Source organism: Kitasatospora sp. NEAU-CNBT7, from assembly GCF_057220535.1.
The window spans coordinates 107707-124422 of the sequence record NZ_JBXQQB010000011.1; the positions used below are offsets into that span (position 1 = coordinate 107707).

The following is a 16716-nucleotide window of genomic DNA, read 5'->3' on the forward strand; positions in this document are numbered from 1 at the left end:
TTCAGTGGCCTTTCGTGGCAAGGGGGTTGGGCGCGCCGCGGTGCAGGGCGGCGCGGCCGAGGGCGAGCAGGACGGTGTCGTCCTGCGGGGTGTGCACCCGGCTGCACAGCACGTCCCTGAGGTGGCGCTGGAGCGGGTGGTGGTGGGTGAGGCCGTGGTTGCCGACCAGGGCGACGGCCTGCTGGACGGCGTCGATGGCGGCCCGGGTGCCGAGCAGCTTGGCGCCGGGCGCCTCCTCGGCGGCGCCGGGCCGGCCGGCGTCGACGGCCTCGGCCAGGGCGGTGACCAGGCGTTCGGCGCCGCCGAGCGCGATGTCGATCTCGCCGACGGCGCTCTGGAACCGGGGCAGGGTGGCCAGCGGCGCGCCGAGCGCACTCGGGGTGCGCTGGTGCAGGAAGCCGGTCAGCCACTGCTGGGCGGCGCGGGCCACCCCCAGGTACAGGGCGGTCAGGCCGAGCGAGTTCCAGGCGCCGCCGAGCGGGTCCCGGCCGCCGGCCGGGTCGGGTGCGGCGAGGTGGGTGACGTGGTCGAGCGGGACGCGTACGGCGTCCAGCAGGACGTCGTCGCTGCGGCTGGCCCGCAGTCCCAGGTGGTCCCAGGTCGGCTCGACGGTGATCCCGGGCCGGTCGGACCGTACCAGGAACGACCCGACCCGTGGGTGCGGTTCGTCGGTGCGGGCCCAGACCAGCATCCAGCGCAGCGCGACGGCCCCGGTGGAGAAGACCTTGCGGCCGGTCAGCTCCCAGTGGTCGCCGCGGCGGCGGGCGACGGTGGCGGGCAGGCCGCCGCGGACCGGTGTGCCGAGTTCGGGCTCCACCCGCAGGGCGTTGACCAGCACCGGCCGTTCGGCCGCCTCGGTGAGCAGCTCGGCGAGCGGGCCGGCCGGCCAGTGCGGGTCCCGGGCCTGGGCGGCGTGGGCGAACAGGGTCATCGCGGTGACCAGGGCGACCGCCGGGTCCCCGGCGCCCAGGGCGCGCAGGATCCGGACGGTGTCGGCGAGCCCGGCCCCGGGGCCGCCGTGGCGGGGGTGCACGGTCGCGGTCAGCAGGCCCGCGGAGTGCACGAGTCGGATGCCCTCGTGCGGGAAGCTCGCCGCCCGGTCGTGCTCGGCGGCGCGCACGGCCAGGGCGGCGGTGAGGTCCGGCAGCCGGGCCGGGTCGGGCGGGGCCAGACCGGGCGGGGCGGGGGCCGGATCGGCCGGGGCCGGCGGGGCGTGGGTCATGCGGCGATCTCTCCAGTGCTTGCGGGGACGGTCCGAGGTGCGCACGCGTACAGCTGAGCTGATTGCCGGAGGAGCATCTTCCTCCTCAGCTGGCGCCCCGTCACCAGGTGTGTCAGGGGCGGATCAGGAAGCGCACCGGAATTTCGGCCGGGCCGGGCTGGTCGGACGCCCGGCGGCCGGCCGGTCAGCGGGGCAGCCGCTCGCGCCAGGCGGGCGCATGGTGGCAGGCGGCGGTGCGGTCGGCGCCGTGCGGTCGGGGCTGCGGGAGGTCCCGGCAGCCGGCGTCCGCGAAGGGGCAGCGGTGCGCGAAGACGCAGGCGGCGTCCGCGGGGGCGGCCGGGGACGGGGTGCGCAGCACGGCGAGGCCGGCCCGGCGGGTACGGTCGAGCCCGGGCGCGGAGGCGGCGAGCAGGGCGCTGTAGGGGTGCAGCGGGCGCGTCAGGACGGCTTCGGCGGGGCCCTGTTCGATCAGCCGGCCGCGGTAGAGGACGGCGATCCGGTCGGCGATCCCGGCCAGCGAGTCGAGGTCGTGCGAGATGACCACGACGGCGAGGCCGAGTTCGTGGCGGAGCCGGTCGAGCAGCCGCAGGACGTGGTTGCGGTTGGAGGCGTCGAGGGCGCTGACGGGTTCGTCGGCGAGCAGCAGCCGGGGGCGGGTGACGACGGCCCGGGCGAGCGCGACCCGCTGGCGCTGGCCGCCGGAGAGGCGTCCGGGGGTGCGGTCGGCGAGCGCCCGGTCCAGTCCGGTCAGCTCGAGCGCGGCGAGCACCCGGTCCTCCCGGGCGTCCGCCGGGATCCCGGCCACCGCCAGCGGTTCGCCGATGAGTTGACGGACTGTCAGGTCCGGATCGAGCGAGCGCAGCGGGTCCTGGAACATGTACTGGACGGCGCCCGCCCGGCGGGCCTCGCGCAGGGCGCGGCCGCGCAGGGCGGTGCGGTCGGTGCCGTCGACGGTGATCCGGCCCGCGGTCACGGGGGCGAGGCCGACCACGGCCCGGGCCAGGGTGGTCTTGCCGGAGCCGGTCTCGCCGATCACGCCGAGGATCTCCCCGGCCCGGGCGTCGAGGTCGATCCCGTCCAGTACCCGGGCGCCGGTGCCGTACGAGACGCCCAGGCCGCGGATCCGCAGCAGCGGCTCCCCGGTGGGCCGCCCGGTGGTGGGCGGGGCGGCCGGCCGGTCGGTGGTGAGTGTCATGCGGGTACCTCCGTTCGGTCGAGGGGTCGGTCGGCGGCCAGGTCACCGTCGTGGTCGCCGTCGTGGTCGGCGGCGCGGTCGGCGGCGCCGTGCAGGGCGAGTTCGGTGGCGCGCAGGCAGCGCACCAGGCGGCCGTCCCCGGCGGGGGTGAGCGGCACGGGTCCGGCGGTGCAGGCGTCGGTGGCGTAGCCGCAGCGGTCGGCGAACCGGCAGCCGGGTCCGGTGGTGCCGGGCTCGGGCGGGCGGCCGGGGATGACGGCGAGTCGCCGGCGGTCGCCGGCGGCGGCGACCCGCAGCAGTGCCTCGGTGTAGGGGTGCGCGGGGGCGGTGACCACCTCGGCGGTCGGGCCGTCCTCGACGACCTGGCCGGCGTAGAGCACCACGATCCGGTCGCAGACCTCGGCGACCACGGCCAGGTCGTGGGTGACCAGCAGCAGGGCGAGGCCGCGTTCGGTGCGCAGCCGGTCGAGCAGGTCGAGGACCTCGGCCTGGACGACGGTGTCCAGGGCGGTGGTGGCCTCGTCGGCGACCAGGAGTTCGGGGTCGCCGGAGACCGCGACGGCGATCAGGACGCGCTGCAGCATCCCGCCGGACAGCTCGTGCGGGTACCGGTCGTGGACCGCCCCGGGGTCGCGCAGGCCGACCGCGGCGAACAGTTCGACGGCGCGCCGGCGGGCCTCGGCCCGGGAGATCCCCAGCCGCAGCCGCAGCGGTTCGCCGAGCTGGCGGCCGACGGTGAGCGCGGGGTTGAGGTACGAGCCGGGGTCCTGGAAGACGGCGCCCAGGCGGCTGCCGCGGACCTGCTGCCACTGGCGGCCGGTGAGCGCGGTCAGGTCGGTGGCGCCGAGGTCGATCCGGCCGGCCGAGATCCGTACCCCGGGTGCGGGCAGGCCCAGCACCGAGCGGCAGGTGAGGGTCTTGCCACTGCCGGACTCGCCGACCAGGCCGAGGGCCTCGCCCCGGCGGACGGTGAACGACACGTCGCGGACGGCCTCGGTGCGGCCGTGGCCGACGGTGACGTGCAGGCCGTCGACGGTCAGGACGGGAGGCTCGGCCGGCGCGGGGAGCGGCGCGGGGTGGTCAGGCGGTGGCGAGGCCATCGTGGTGCTCCTTCCGTACGGCGGGGGCGGGGTCGGCGGGCCGGGCGGACCCGGCGGTGTCGGCGTCCCGGACCGCGTCGGCGGGTTCGGAGTCACGGACCGCGTCGGCGAGCAGGTTGAGCGCCCCGACGGTGAGCATGATCAAGGCGGCGGGCAGGGCCGGCGCCCAGGGCTGCTGGGCGAGGAACCCGAGGTCGCCGGCGAGCATCCCGCCCCAGGTCGGCGCGGGCGGCTGGACCCCGATGCCGAGGAAGGTCAGCGAGGAGACCGCGAGCAGGCTGGTGGCCAGCGCGTGGGCCGTGGTGACGGCCACCGTGGGCAGCACCTTGCGCCAGATGTGGACCCGCAGGATCCAGCTGCGGGAGGCGCCCATCAGCTCGGCCGCCTCGACGTACTGGGCCTGGTCGAGGCCGAGCGCGGCGGCCCGGGTGACCCGGAAGAACAGCGGGGCGAGCAGCACGCCGAGCGCCAGCATGGCCTGGTGCAGGCCGTTGCCGAGCACCCCGACGGCGGCGATGGCGAACAGGGTGAACGGCAGTGTCATCAGGGCGTCGACGGCGCGCAGCGAGATCCAGGACAGTGCCGCGCCGAACCGCACCGACGCCAGCCCGGGCACCACCCCGAGCAGCATCGCCGCGGCGACCGCCTCGGCGGCGGTCAGCACCGACAGCCCGGTGCCGGCCAGCAGTCGGCTGAGCACGTCCCGGCCGAGGTAGTCGGTGCCCAGCAGGTGGGCGCCGCTGGGGCCCTGGAGGATCCGGGCGGTGTCCTGGGCGAGCGGGTCCAGCGGGGCCAGCAGCCCGCCGGCCACGGCCAGGACGGCGACCACCGCGAGCACGGCCAGCGCGGTCCGGGCGATCGGCGCCCGGACGGTGGTGCGCAGCGCGCTCACCGTTCCGCCTTCGGTCCGGTCCGGGCCGGACGGCCGCGCCGGGCCGCCGGGTTGAGGGCGTACAGTCCGGCGTCCACCGCCAGGTTGGCGATCAGCACCACGGCGACGGTGACCAGCAGGGTGCCCTGGATGACCGGCACGTCGTGCTGTTCGGCGGCGCGCAGCGACAGTTGGGCGATGCCGGGCAGGTTGAAGATCCGTTCGGTGACCACCGCGCCGCCGATCAGCATCGGCACGCTCATCCCGAGCACGGTGACGGCGGGGCCGGCCGCGTTGCGCAGCACGTGGCCGAGCAGGACCCGGCGCCGGGACAGGCCCCGCATCACGGCGCCGGTGGCGTAGTTCTCGCGCAGCGCGCCCACCAGGGAACTGCGCAGCTGGCGGGCGATCCCGGCGGCGGCGTCCAGGCTGAGCGCGAGGGCGGGCAGGAAGGCGAACCTGAGCCACTGGCCGGGGTTGCGGCCGAAGGGCACGTACCCGCCGGAGGGCAGCAGCCGCAGCTGGACGGCGACCAGGGTGATCAGTCCGATGGCGATCACGAAGGCGGGCAGCGTGCCGAGGACGGTGCAGACGGCGGTGACCGCGCGGTCCACCCGGCCGCCGTTGCCGAGCGCGGCGGCCGTGCCGGCGGCCCCGCCGAGCACGACGGCCAGCACCAGTGCGAGGCCCGCGATGGAGAGGTCGACGGGCAGGGCGGCGGAGATCGAGTCGGCCACCGGGACGGTGGTGAACCAGGACCGCCCGAGGTCGCCGCCGAGGGCGTGGACCAGCCAGCTGCCGTACTGCGCGGGCAGCGGGCGGTCGAGGCCGAACTCGTGGTCGAGGCGGGCGATGTCGGCGGGGGTGGCGGTCTCGCCGAGGGCGGCGGCCGCCGGGTTGGCGTCGGAGACGGCGCCGAGGGCGAAGGTGAGCAGCGAGGAGAGCAGGAACACGGTGGCGGTGCCGGCCAGGATCCGGCCGGCCGTCCGGGGCGCCCGGGCGGCCCGCCGGGCGAGCGGGCCCGCCCGCAGCGGCCGGCCGGGCGCGAGGACGGCGCTCACGACACGCTCACCCCCTCGAAGCGCTGCACCACGGTGGAGGCGGGCAGCTGGGAGACCGAGCGGCGGCGGGCGAGCAGCCTGGGCACGCTGTAGAGGAAGACGTTGGGCATGGTGCGCACGGCCAGCGCGGTGGCGGCCTGCAGCACCTTCGGGTAGTCGGGTGAGTCGAGCGGGGTGCGGGAGACCTGCTCGACGGCCGCCGCGAGCTCGGGCGGGGTGGTCCGGCCGGGGTTCATCAGGCCCTGGTCGCCGAACAGCACCTGGAACGCCTGGGCGGCGGAGTCCCGGCCCGCGAACTGGTCGGTGAACAGCGCCTTGGCGTGCTGGACGTAGACGATCTGGGTGGCCTGGGCGGCCGGGATCACCTCGATGGTGGCGCGGATGCCGACCTGCTTGAGCTGGGCCTGGAGCTGTTCGGGCAGGCCCTGGGCGGCCGTGGTGGTGATCGCCAGGTCGACGCCGTCGGGGTGGCCGGCCTTGGCGAGCAGGGCGCGGGCCCGGTCCGGGTCGTAGCGGTACAGGTCGTCCGAGCCGGGGTCGTGCCCCACGTAACCCTTGGGGAAGGGCTGGTGGTTGACCTCGCCGAAGCCGAACAGCTGGGTCTTCAGCAGGGCTTCGCGGTCGATCGCGAACTTCAGCGCCTCGACCACGTCGGGGTTGTCGAACGGGGCCTTGGTGGTGTTGACGTCGAGCACGGCGACCACCAGCGAGGGGATCACCTGGACCTCCAGGCCGGCCGCCTTGGCGGCGGCGACCTGGCTGCCGGGGATCTGTGCGACGTCGAACTGGCCGGACTGCAGGCCGGCCACCACGGTGGTGGCGTCGGGCAGCGGGTACAGCTCGAAGTTCTCCAGCTTGATCGAGGCGGCGTCCCAGTAGCCGGGGTTGCGGCGCAGCACGGCCTTGGTGTTGAGGGTGTACGAGGTCAGGGTGAAGGGCCCGGCGCCGGCCGGCGCGGTGGCGAGGGCGGCGGCGTCGGCCTCGAAGGCCTTCGGGTTGACGATCATTCCGGTCTTGCCGGCCAGCAGGTTGGGCAGTTGGTAGTCCGGCTGGGTGAGGTGCAGGACGACGGTTCCGGGGTCGGTGGCGGTGACCTCCGCGACGTGCACCAGCTGCGGGGCGACCAGCGACTTGGGGTCGGTGCGGCCGCGGTCCAGGCTCTTCTTGACGGCGGCGGCGTCCAGCGGGGTGCCGTCCCCGAAGGTCAGGCCGGGGCGCAGCCGGAAGGTGACGGAGGTGCCGTCGGGGGCGTAGGTCCAGTCGGTGGCCAGGGCGGGGACGGCCGTGCCGTGCTCGTCGAGTTTGGTGAGGCCGGCGTAGACCAGGGACAGCACATGGACGTCCCAGCCGGCCGAGGAGAACACCGGGTCCCATGAAGTCGGCAGTGCCCAACCCCACTTGAGGGTTCCGGAGCTGCCCGGCGCACCGGTCCCGGCGGTGCCGGCGTCGCCGCAGGCGGCGAGCAGGAGCGAGGCGCCGGCCCCGAGGCCGAGGCCGAGGAAGGAGCGTCTGGCGAGCTGCGGACGGCCGTCAGCGAGTGCGTTCATGTGCGTGGGTCACCTTTCGGGTGCACGCCTGGCCCGCCCGGGGACGGCTGGGTCCGTGGGCGGCGCGGGGCGCGGCGTCGGCGTGCACCGACGGTTCAGGGCGTGGGAGGGGACGGGCGGCCGGGCCCGGGTCCGAGCGGAGGGCGTGGCCGCGCCGGGCAGGGCGGTGCGCAGGAGACGGCCGCGGCAGGGGCGGCGGTGTCGGGACCCGTCAGGGAGCGGTCAGGGCAACGGCCGGAGCGGTCCTGCGGTCGGGGCAGGGCGCGGGCGGCGGCGGACCGGTCGGTACGGGGGCCGGGCGGGCGGGCCGCCGGGCGGGCGCGCTCAGCGACAGAGGTCGCTGCTGGTGCGCCGGAGATCCACGTAGCGGCACACCACGTTGGGGTGCGTGGAGAGCATGCGCACATCCTGGCGACTGCGGGACCCGGCTGTCAATGGATACAAAAAGGTGTCTCATTGGGCGACACGGGACCGTCAACGCACCGCCCACGCACCGTCCTTGCTGTTCAGGGGCGGTGCGTGGGGCCCGACCCGGAGAACAGCGGCGAACCCGCGCGCTCGTCCGGGTGCAGCAGCAGCGGGCCGTTGCCGGTGGGCAGTACCAGGGCGCCGGGCGGCCGGCCGCCCGAGGCGGGGTCCAACTCCGGTACGGTCAGGGAGCGGTAGCGTTCCAGCTGGTCGGCCGCCGCCAGCCGGCCGGGCCGGGCCTCCAGCCCGGGGCTGACCGCCCGCGCCGCCGCCAGGTACTCCGCGCCGGTCCGCCAGCCGGGCACCGCACGCCGGCCCGCCGGGCCGGTGAACAACAGGGTGGGCAGGGCGTACCGGTACCCGTCCTCGGTCTCCTTGGCGGCGCCCGGGTGCGGTCCCTCGCCGCGCAGGCCGACCACCTCGGGTACCGGCCGCCGGGCCTCGGCGCGGTCCCGGGAGATCCGGTCGAGCACCGCGGCCGATCCCAGGTCGCCGCGCAGCCGCGCCCGGTCCAGCCCGGGGACGCCGTCCAGCGCCGCCAGCACCCGGGCGGGCGTGTCGGCCGGTTCGCCGAGCACGAACGCGGTCTCCCGCAGGCGCCGCAGCACCCGCTCGGCCACCTCCGCGCCCTGCGCCTCGGCGGCGGCCGCGGCCAGCGAGGCCGGCCGGCTGCTGGCGGCCACCCGGTGCAGCCGCACCGCGCGCGGCGCACCCGTGTGGGCGGTGATCCCCTCGACGTAGCGGGCGTACCAGGCGGTCTCGGCGTCCGGGTCGGGCGCCGGGTCGTCCTCGTCCTCGAAGAGCAGCCCGAACACCCGGCGGAACTCCGCGAGGCCGTCCAACTGTCTGCGCAGCAGCCGAAGTTTGGGCTCCGACCCCCAGGCCCACGGACAGAGCGGGTCGGTGTACTCGACCACCTCGAGCCGGTACCCGCTCACGCCGTCGCCGCCACCGCGGCCGGGCGCGCGGCGGCCGGCAGCAGCCCCGCGACGGTGGTGGCGGACAGCAGGTCGGTGGCCCGCTGCTCGACCTCGCGCCAGACGGCGGGCAGCGCGTCGGCGGGGCCCGGGTAGGCCAGGGCGGCCAGCGGTTCGCCGCGCAGCGTGATCACCTCACCGTCGACCGCCCGCACCACGTCCAGCAGGGTGATCTGTCCGGCGGCGCGGCCGAGCCAGTAGCCGCCCTCGCAGCCGCGCTGACTGCGGACCAGCCCGGCCCGGCGCAGATCGCCGACGACCGACTTGAGGAAGCGGAACGGGATCCCCTGCGAGGAGGCGATGGCCTCACAGGTGAGCGGACGCGCGGTGTCGCAGGCGAGTTCGACCAGCGCCCGCACGGCGTAGTCCGCCTTCGCGGAAATATGCATGAGCATGAGTATCCCCGGGGCGCCGCCCGGTTCAAGTCCCCTGGTACGACGCGCCGGAAGAAAGGACACCTCTTGACATCCTTTCCGGGCCGGGCCTAGCGTCCTGTCCGATCCGCGGGCCGCGGCACCGTCCACGCACCGCCCGCCCAAGGACCGCCCGCCCCTGCACCACCCGTCCACGTACCACCGGTTCACGCACACCCGTTCGAGCACCGCGCATCCGGGAGCCGCCATGTCCGACGCCCACCGCCACACCCCTCCGGCCGACGGCGGGCCCGGCGCCGCGTGCACCGAGGCCGGCACCGGCTTCCACCCGCACCTGCCCGACCACGGCGCCCCCGAGGCGGACCCGGCGCCGCTGCGCGCCCGGCTGCACCACATCCGGGCGGGCGAACTGGACGGCGGCACCGCGCAGACCGGCGGCATGCGGCGGTTCGCGGCGATCAGCGGCCGCACCGTCGGCTCGGAGAAGCTGTGGATGGGCCAGACCCACGTCGCCCCCGCCACCTCCTCCTCCGACCACCACCACGGCGAGTCCGAGACCGCCATCCACGTGGTCAGCGGCCACCCCGAGTTCGTCTTCGTGGACGACTCCTCCGGGCAGCCGCAGGAGGTCCGGCTGAAGACCGGCCCGGGCGACTACATCTTCGTGCCGCCGTTCGTGCCGCACCGCGAGGAGAACCCGGACCCGGACGAGGAGGCCGTGGTGGTGATCGCCCGCTCCACCCAGGAGGCCATCGTGGTCAACCTCCCCGGCCTGTACCCGCTCGACGGCCCGGCCCTCGCCGGGGACTGACCCGCCGCCGCGGGTGCGGCCGGGTCCCGCCCGTCCCCGGGCCCCTGGGTCCCTGGGACCGGCAGGAGCGGCAACTCCCCCTCGTAGCAGCCGGGTCGGTGCGGCGGCCGGTCCCGCCCGGGCGGGACCGGCCCCGGCTCAGTACCGCAGTACGGCGGCGATCCGGTCGTGCTCGGCCAGGCTGTCGGCGGGCCGGAAGACCACCTCGGCGCGGCTGTCCAGCGCGGCCTCGACCAGCTCGTCCACGATGTCCTCCCGCACCCCCTGCTCCCAGGCGCCCGGCCCCGGCTCGCCCTCGACCGCCGCCAGGTGCCCGTCCGTCAGCCGGACCGTGGCCTGGAACTGCTCCTCCACCACCAGCAGTTCGACCCGGCCCTCGCGGACCGCCTCCCACACCTCGTCCAGCCCGGCCGCGAAGACCTTGCGCCCGCGCGCCTCGTCGAGCAGCTTGCCGACCCGCCGGCCGTCCTCCGCCGCCAGCGCCTCGGCGGCGGGCGCCAGCTCCTGCAGCAGCACCCGGCCGGGACCGTCCACCAGCCCGCCCTTGCGGACCGAGCCCGCCGCGCCCCGGGCCGCCGTACCGACCTCCTCCAGCAGGCTGACCGCCTGCGCCAGCCCCACCACGTGGAACGGCCGGGGCTCGGCCGCCAGCAGTGCGGCCAGCGCGGCGTCCACCGTCCGCAGGAAACGCCTGGTCTCCTCGTCGCTGAAGGTGCTGGGCTGGTCGCCGATCCGCTCCTCGCGCTGCGCGTCGAACTGCAGCGGGTCCGGCTCCAGCGGGAAGCCGTGCCGGCGGTCCTCGGCCAGCGTCTCCCCGACCCCGCTCCACAGGGTCGCCCGGTCGGCGGCCACCGCCAGCACCCAGTACGGGCGGGCCTGGGCCCGGGCCGCCACCAGGTTGCGGGTCAGGTAGGTGTCGGCGAACACCACCCGCTCGGGCACCGGCCGGGCCAGCGACCAGATCTGGTGCTCACCGGCGGTCGCGAGGATCACCAGGCCGTCGAGGGAGTGCCGCAGGTCCACCTCGGCGGCGGCCCGGTCCAGCTGCGCCTTGAGGGCGATCCGGTCCTGCCGCGACACCTGCGGGTCCTCGTCGATCCGGCGCGCCGCCTCGGCCAGCACGTTGCGCAGCCGGACCGCGTCCTGGGCGTTGTCCGGTTCGCGGCGGTGGGTGGGCATGGTGAGGGACACCGCCGGATAGGGCCGGGGCGCCCGGAGATCACGGAGGACGGCTGCGGTCAGTGCGTCGGTTTCCATGGGGCCTTCCTGGTCGGTCGCCTGGGCTGCCGGCGGACGCCGCCACCGGCCGCCCTGCTGCCAGGCCGCCCGCCGGCCGGTCCGCCTACCCGGCCGAGCCTCGCACAGCGGCCGGACCGAGCCCTTCGGCCGCGCCGCACGGCGCGCCGCGGATCTCCCCGGACGGCGCCCGGCCCGGCCCCGTCCGGCCCGATCTTTCCCCGGTCAGGCGTGGCGGTGGCGGGCCTTCCCCCGCCACCGGCGGCAGAATCGACAGGTGAGCGCGGAACAGGAGTCACCCCGGTCCTCGATGACCCAGACCCAGTGCGGCGGCTCGGCCCGTACGCCGCTGCGGCACTTCCTGCGGACCGAGACCGGCAGCGCGGTCTTCCTGCTGGCCGCCACCGTCGCCGCCCTGGTCTGGGCGAACGCCGGCCCGGGGACGTACGAGCAGTTCTGGGGCACCCACCTGTCGGTCCGGCTCGGCTCCGGCGAGGTGTCGCTGGACCTGCGGGAGTGGGTGAACAGCGGGCTGATGACGCTGTTCTTCTTCGTGGTGGGCCTGGAGGCCCGGCGCGAGTTCGACATGGGCGAGCTGCGCGAGCGACGGCGGGTGACGCTGCCGCTGGTGGCGGGCCTGAGCGGGATGGTCGTGCCGGTCGTGATCTACCTCGCCGTCAACGCCGGGCACGGCACCGGCCACGGCTGGGGCACCGCGATGTCCACGGACACCGCGTTCGCGCTGGGCATGCTGGCCGTGTTCGGCCGCCGGCTGCCCACCGCGCTGCGGATCTTCGTGCTCACCGTCGCCGTGGTGGACGACTTCCTCGCGCTGGTCGTCATCGCCGTCGCCTACAGCACCGACCTGGAGCTGCCCGCGCTGCTCACCGCGCTCGGCATCTTCGCCGTGATGCTGCTGATCAAGACCACCGGCCTGCGCGCCGGACCGGTGTACGCCGTCCTGGCCGTCGCCGCCTGGGTGGCGATGCTGAAATCCGGCGTGGACCCGGTCGTCACCGGCCTCGCACTGGGGCTGCTCACCTACGCCCGCCCGGCCGCCCGGGACGACCTGGAACGGGCCAGCGGCCTGTTCCGGCTGTTCCGCGAGCAGCCCACCCCCGAGCTGGAGCGGTCGGTCCGCCGCGGCCTGGCCTCCGCGCTGTCACCCAACGAACGCCTCCAGCGGATGTACCACCCCTGGACCAGCTACGTGATCGTGCCGCTGTTCGCCCTCGCCAACGCCGGCATCACCGTCAGCGGCCCGGAACTCGCCCGGGCCTTCGGCACCCCCGTCACCCTGGGCATCCTGCTCGGGTACGTGGCCGGCAAGCCGATCGGCATCATCGGCTCCTCGGTGCTCGCCACCAGGCTCGGCCGCGGACGGCTGCGCCCGCCGGTCGGCTGGGGCGCTCTGACCGCCGGCGGCACCATCGCCGGGGTCGGCTTCACCGTCTCCCTGCTGATCGCCACGCTCGCCTTCGACGGCGAGCAGCTCCAGCAGGCGAAGATCGGCATCCTCTCCGCGGTGGTCGGCGCGTTCGCCCTGACCGCGCTGGTCACCTGGCTGATCGGGCTGCTCCCCGCGCGCCGGCGGACCCGGGCGCTGCTCGGCACCGCCACCCCGATCGTCGACCTCAACGAACCGGTCGATCCCGAGCGGGACCACGTCCGCGGCCCGATGGACGCCCCGGTGACGGTCGTCGAGTACGGCGACTTCGAGTGCCCGTACTGCGGGCGCGCCGAGAACGTGGTGCGCCGGCTGCTCGCCGACCACGGCGACGTCCGCTACGTCTGGCGGCACCTGCCGCTCACCGACGTCCACCCCTTCGCCCAGCTCGCCGCGGAGGCCGCCGAGGCCGCGGCCCGCCAGGGCAGCTTCTGGGAGATGCACGACCTGCTGTTCCGGCACCAGGACCGGCTGCGCACCCCCGACCTGCTCCGCTACGCCGAGCAGCTCGGCCTCGACACCGACCGCTTCCGCCACGACCTGCGGGCGCACACCGGAGCCGCGCTGGTCGCCGAGCACATGGAGTCCGCCGACCTCAGCGGTGTGGCGGGCACCCCGACCTTCTTCGTCAACGGCCGCCGCCACCACGGCGCGTACGACATCACCACGCTCTCCGCGGCCGTCCGGGCGGCCCGCGACCGGGCGACGCTCACCTCGTAGCGGGCGCACGGCCGGGCCGCCGGTGCGGCAACCGGGGTCAACGCGGTGGCCGGACCGATCAATGACCGGGCGCCGCAGGGCCGCTAGCGTCGGCGGGACACCGGGCCGAGTCCGCCGACGACGGGAGCACCCATGTCCGATCCGCAGTCCCCCGCAGGGCCCGAGGCGGGGACCGGGCCGCGCCGCCGCAAGTTCTGGGGCTGGGGCTACGAGGACGAACAGCCCTCCCGCACCGACGTGCTGGCCATCGCCGCGCAGGCCAGGGCCACCCTCGGGTTCGGCGGCGAGCGGGTCCTCGACCCGCCCTCGGTCGCGGACCTGCGGCTGCCGGATCCCCGGCTGGCCCCGCCGGCCTCGCTCGCCCCGCTGTTCACCGCCGCCCCCTACGAGCGGGCCGCCCACGCGTACGGGAAGTCGTACCGGGACGTGGTGCGCGCCTTCCACGGCGAGTTCCCGCACCCGCCGGACCTGGTGGCGCTGCCCCGGGACGAGGAGGGGATCGCCGCCGTGCTGGAGTGGTGCGCGCAGGTCGGCGCGGCGGTCGTCCCGTACGGCGGCGGGACCAGCGTGGTCGGCGGGGTGGAGCCGCCGTCCGGTGGCCGGTTCGCGGGGACGGTCTCGCTCGACCTGCGCGGGCTCGACCGGGTGCGGGAGGTCGACACCGCCTCCTCGGCCGCGCTGATCCAGGCGGGCGCCCTACTGCCCGAGGCCGACCGGCAGCTGCGCGAGCACGGGCTGACGCTGCGCCACTACCCGCAGTCGTACCGGTTCGCGACCGTCGGCGGCTCGATCGTCACCCGGGCGGGCGGACACTACGCCACCGGCCGCACCCACCTCGACGACTTCGTCCAGTCCGTCCGGGCGGTCACCCCGGCGGGGCTCTGGGAGAGCCGGCGGCTGCCCGCCTCCGGCGCCGGGCCGAGCCCCGACCGGCTGATGATCGGCTCGGAGGGGGTCCTCGGGGTGGTGACCGAGGCCTGGCTGCGGGTCCAGGACCGGCCGCGGTTCAAGGTGTCCGCCACCTTCGCCTTCCCGGACTTCACCGCCGGGGCGCGGGCCGCCCGGGCGATCGTCCGCTCCGGCCTCCAGCCCGCCAACTGCCGGCTGCTCGACCCGGACGAGGCCCGGCTCAACCAGGCCGGGAACGGGAAGGAGGCCGTGCTGATCGTGGGCTTCGAGTCCGCGCACCACCCGCAGGACGGCCTGCTGGACCAGGCCGCCGGCCTCGCCCTGGCCCACGGCGGCCGCCGCCACGACGGATCCGGCGACCCGGCCGGCCCGGCCGCGGCGGCCGAGAAGCAGTGGCGGGACGGCTTCCAGGCGGCACCGTACCTGCGGGACGCGCTGGTCGCGGCGGGCATCCTGGTGGAGACCTTCGAGACCGCCGTCACCTGGGACCGGTTCGAGGAGCTGGACGCCGAACTCCACCGCACCGCCACCCGGGCGGCCACCTCGGTCTGCGGCGCCGCCGCCGTCCACCGCAGGCTCACGCACGTCTACCCGGACGGCGCCGCGCTGTACTTCACCGTGCTCGGCCCGGCCCGCCGCGGCTCCGAGCTCCACCAGTGGGACGACATCAAGACCGCCGTCGGCGAGGCCCTGCTGGCCGGCGGCGCCACCATCACCCACCACCACGCCGTCGGCCGCGACCACCGCCCGTGGTACGACCGGCAGCGGCCGGACCTGTTCGCCCGCGCCCTCGGCGCCGTCAAGGCGGAACTCGACCCCCGGGGGATCCTCAACCCCGGTGTCCTGCTGGGCTGACCGCCCCGGTGACCGGCCCGGGCCGCCGACTCCCCGGGCCGCCGACTCCTCGGGCCCCGGGCTCGCCGAACCCGCCACCGGCCGGGCCCGGCTGCGCCAGGATGGAGGCCATGAGTCGCACGCCCGTTCCCGCCACCTCGTCCGTACCGCACCGGCTCGGCCGCCTCACCGCGACCGAGCGCCGGATCTGGCAGGCCTTCCCGCACGGGGACCCGGTCGATCTGCGGACCGGCGACCCGGACGCCGACCGGCCGGACGCCGCGGAGCACTGGGCGCCCGAACGGTCGGTCCGCGGCGAGGTGCTCGCGGCGCTGCTGCTCGGGGCGTGCCCGCAGGCGGCCGGATCGGTGGCGGCGCTCCGCCTCACCGGGGCGCGGATCACCGGGCCGCTGCGGCTCGACCACGGCCAGGTCTCCTGCGCGCTGCAGTTGCGCGGGTGCCGGTTCGACGGGCCGATCGGCCTGGACGGCGCCGCCACCGGGTCGGTCGACCTGGGCGGCTCCCGGCTGACCACGCTCAGCGCGTACGGCGCCCAGGTCCGCGGCACGCTCGACCTGCGCGACACCGTGGTGACCGGCGGCACGGCGCCGGACGGCGGAACGGCCGCCGGCGAGGACGCCGCGGCGGAGGGCGGCGCGGCCCGCGCCGTGCACGCCGACGCGATCGTGGTCGACGGCAGTCTGCACGCCAACCGGGCCAGGATCGCCGGCCCGTTCAACCTGATCAACGCCCGGATCGGCGGCCGGCTCACCCTGATCGACTCCGAGCTGGTCAACCCCGCCCCGGGCGGCTCCGCCCTGAACGGCGGCGGGATGCAGATCGGTCGCAGCCTGTTCGCCCAACGGATCTCGGTGGTGGGCGAGTTCCGGATACCGGGGGCCCAGGTCGGCAGCTCACTGCTGCTCACCGGAGCCCGGCTCGACGGCCGCGGCGGCACCGCCCTGCACGGCGACTCGCTGCGGGTGGCGAGCGACACCTCGCTGCGGCCCGCCCAATTGCCCGGACAGCGGGAGCAGCGCCCGTTCACGGCGATCGGCACGGTACGGCTGCCCGGGGCGCGGTTCGCCGGCGAGCTGGACCTGGGTGCGGCCGACCTGACCGCCACCCCCGGCGAACCGGCCCTGCACGCCAGCCGGTTGACCGTCGAAGGCAGTCTGCGGCTCGACCACGGCCTGCGGACCGACGGCGAGATCCGGCTGACCGGCGCCCGGATCGGCGGCCACCTCGACCTGGCCGGGATGGCCAGCCCGAACGCCCGGCTGACGCTGTACGCGGCGCACGCCGCCGGCGGCGTCCGGGACGACCCGGACAGCTGGCCCGGCCGGCTCAACCTGGACGGCTTCACCTACGGCCCGTTCAGCGACTACGTCCCGGCGGCCGGCCGGCTCCGGCTGCTGGCCCGGCAGACCGGCCGCGGGGACCGCGACCGCACCGGCGCGTTCCGCGCCCAGCCGTACGAGCAACTGGCCTCCTACTACCGCTCCCTGGGCAACGACGGCGAGGCCAGGACCGTCCTGCTGGCCAGGCAGCGGGCGCTGCGGGCGACCTTCCCGTGGTGGCGGCGGATCCCGGGCCGGCTGCTGGACCTGCTGGTCGGCTACGGCTACCGGCCGGCCCGGGCGTTCGGCTGGGCGGCCGGCCTGCTGGTGGCGAGCAGCGTCTACTTCGGCCGGGTCCGGCCGGAGCACGTGGCCTCCGACGACACCTCGGAGTTCAACCCGGTGCTGTACGCGGCCGACCACCTGATCCCGGTGGTCCGCTTCGGCCAGACCGAGGCCTGGCAGTACCACGGCCTCCCGGCCGTCGTGACGGTGGTCCTGACGCTCCTCGGCTGGACCCTCGGCATCGCCATCGCGGCGGCCGCCACCCGCACCTTCAACCGCAACTAGGCCTGTCCGCCGGCGCCGCTGTCGGTGCGGGATG

General features: G+C 76.2%; 13 protein-coding genes. 4 read left to right on the plus strand and 9 right to left on the minus strand.

Annotated features, from left to right (window positions below; translation table 11 throughout):
- Position 1: 1 nt before the first annotated feature.
- From AC2TEW_RS17105 to AC2TEW_RS17140, 8 genes are all read right to left on the minus strand, one after another.
- The gene (locus AC2TEW_RS17105; protein WP_484624208.1) at positions 2–1222 is read right to left on the minus strand and encodes an acyl-CoA dehydrogenase family protein; all 1221 of its coding nucleotides are present in this window, start codon (positions 1220–1222) and stop codon (positions 2–4) included.
- 184 nt (positions 1223–1406) lie between these two features.
- A complete protein-coding gene (locus AC2TEW_RS17110) occupies positions 1407–2417 on the minus strand; it encodes an ABC transporter ATP-binding protein (RefSeq protein ID WP_484624209.1) in 1011 nt (336 codons plus the stop codon).
- Positions 2414–3517 carry an ABC transporter ATP-binding protein gene (locus AC2TEW_RS17115; protein ID WP_484624210.1) on the minus strand — a complete coding sequence of 368 codons (1104 nt, stop codon included), beginning with the start codon at positions 3515–3517 and terminating at the stop codon, positions 2414–2416. Before AC2TEW_RS17115 ends, AC2TEW_RS17110 begins: the two co-directional genes overlap by 4 nt.
- A complete protein-coding gene (locus AC2TEW_RS17120) occupies positions 3498–4409 on the minus strand; it encodes an ABC transporter permease (RefSeq protein WP_484624211.1) in 912 nt (303 codons plus the stop codon). The genes AC2TEW_RS17115 and AC2TEW_RS17120 overlap by 20 nt, the downstream gene beginning before the upstream one ends.
- A complete protein-coding gene (locus tag AC2TEW_RS17125) occupies positions 4406–5449 on the minus strand; it encodes an ABC transporter permease (RefSeq protein WP_484624212.1) in 1044 nt (347 codons plus the stop codon). Before AC2TEW_RS17125 ends, AC2TEW_RS17120 begins: the two co-directional genes overlap by 4 nt.
- Positions 5446–6996: an ABC transporter substrate-binding protein gene (locus tag AC2TEW_RS17130; protein ID WP_484624213.1), complete on the minus strand. Its 1551-nt coding sequence runs from the start codon at positions 6994–6996 to the stop codon at positions 5446–5448. The genes AC2TEW_RS17125 and AC2TEW_RS17130 overlap by 4 nt, the downstream gene beginning before the upstream one ends.
- A gap of 506 nt (positions 6997–7502) precedes the next feature.
- The gene (locus AC2TEW_RS17135; protein ID WP_484624214.1) at positions 7503–8402 is read right to left on the minus strand and encodes a DsbA family protein; all 900 of its coding nucleotides are present in this window, start codon (positions 8400–8402) and stop codon (positions 7503–7505) included.
- Positions 8399–8830 carry an RrF2 family transcriptional regulator gene (locus AC2TEW_RS17140; RefSeq protein ID WP_484624215.1) on the minus strand — a complete coding sequence of 144 codons (432 nt, stop codon included), beginning with the start codon at positions 8828–8830 and terminating at the stop codon, positions 8399–8401. The genes AC2TEW_RS17135 and AC2TEW_RS17140 overlap by 4 nt, the downstream gene beginning before the upstream one ends.
- Positions 8831–9062: 232 nt before the next feature.
- Between AC2TEW_RS17140 and AC2TEW_RS17145 the strand changes: the two genes are divergently transcribed.
- Positions 9063–9626 carry a cupin domain-containing protein gene (locus tag AC2TEW_RS17145; protein WP_484624216.1) on the plus strand — a complete coding sequence of 188 codons (564 nt, stop codon included), beginning with the start codon at positions 9063–9065 and terminating at the stop codon, positions 9624–9626.
- 138 nt (positions 9627–9764) lie between these two features.
- Here the strand turns inward: AC2TEW_RS17145 and AC2TEW_RS17150 are convergent, their stop codons facing one another.
- The gene (locus AC2TEW_RS17150) at positions 9765–10883 is read right to left on the minus strand and encodes a baeRF3 domain-containing protein (protein WP_484624217.1); all 1119 of its coding nucleotides are present in this window, start codon (positions 10881–10883) and stop codon (positions 9765–9767) included.
- Between the two features lie 289 nt (positions 10884–11172).
- On the opposite strand from AC2TEW_RS17150, the gene nhaA reads away from it, so the two are divergent.
- From nhaA to AC2TEW_RS17165, 3 genes are all read left to right on the plus strand, one after another.
- Positions 11173–13029, plus strand: coding sequence for a Na+/H+ antiporter NhaA (nhaA, locus tag AC2TEW_RS17155; RefSeq protein WP_484624298.1), 1857 nt, complete (start codon positions 11173–11175; stop codon positions 13027–13029).
- Positions 13030–13161: 132 nt separating this feature from the next.
- The gene (locus AC2TEW_RS17160; protein WP_484624218.1) at positions 13162–14793 is read left to right on the plus strand and encodes an FAD-binding oxidoreductase; all 1632 of its coding nucleotides are present in this window, start codon (positions 13162–13164) and stop codon (positions 14791–14793) included.
- Between the two features lie 110 nt (positions 14794–14903).
- Complete coding sequence (locus AC2TEW_RS17165; protein ID WP_484624219.1) at positions 14904–16682, plus strand: hypothetical protein; 1779 nt, start codon at positions 14904–14906, stop codon at positions 16680–16682.
- The last annotated feature ends 34 nt before the right edge of the window (positions 16683–16716 follow it).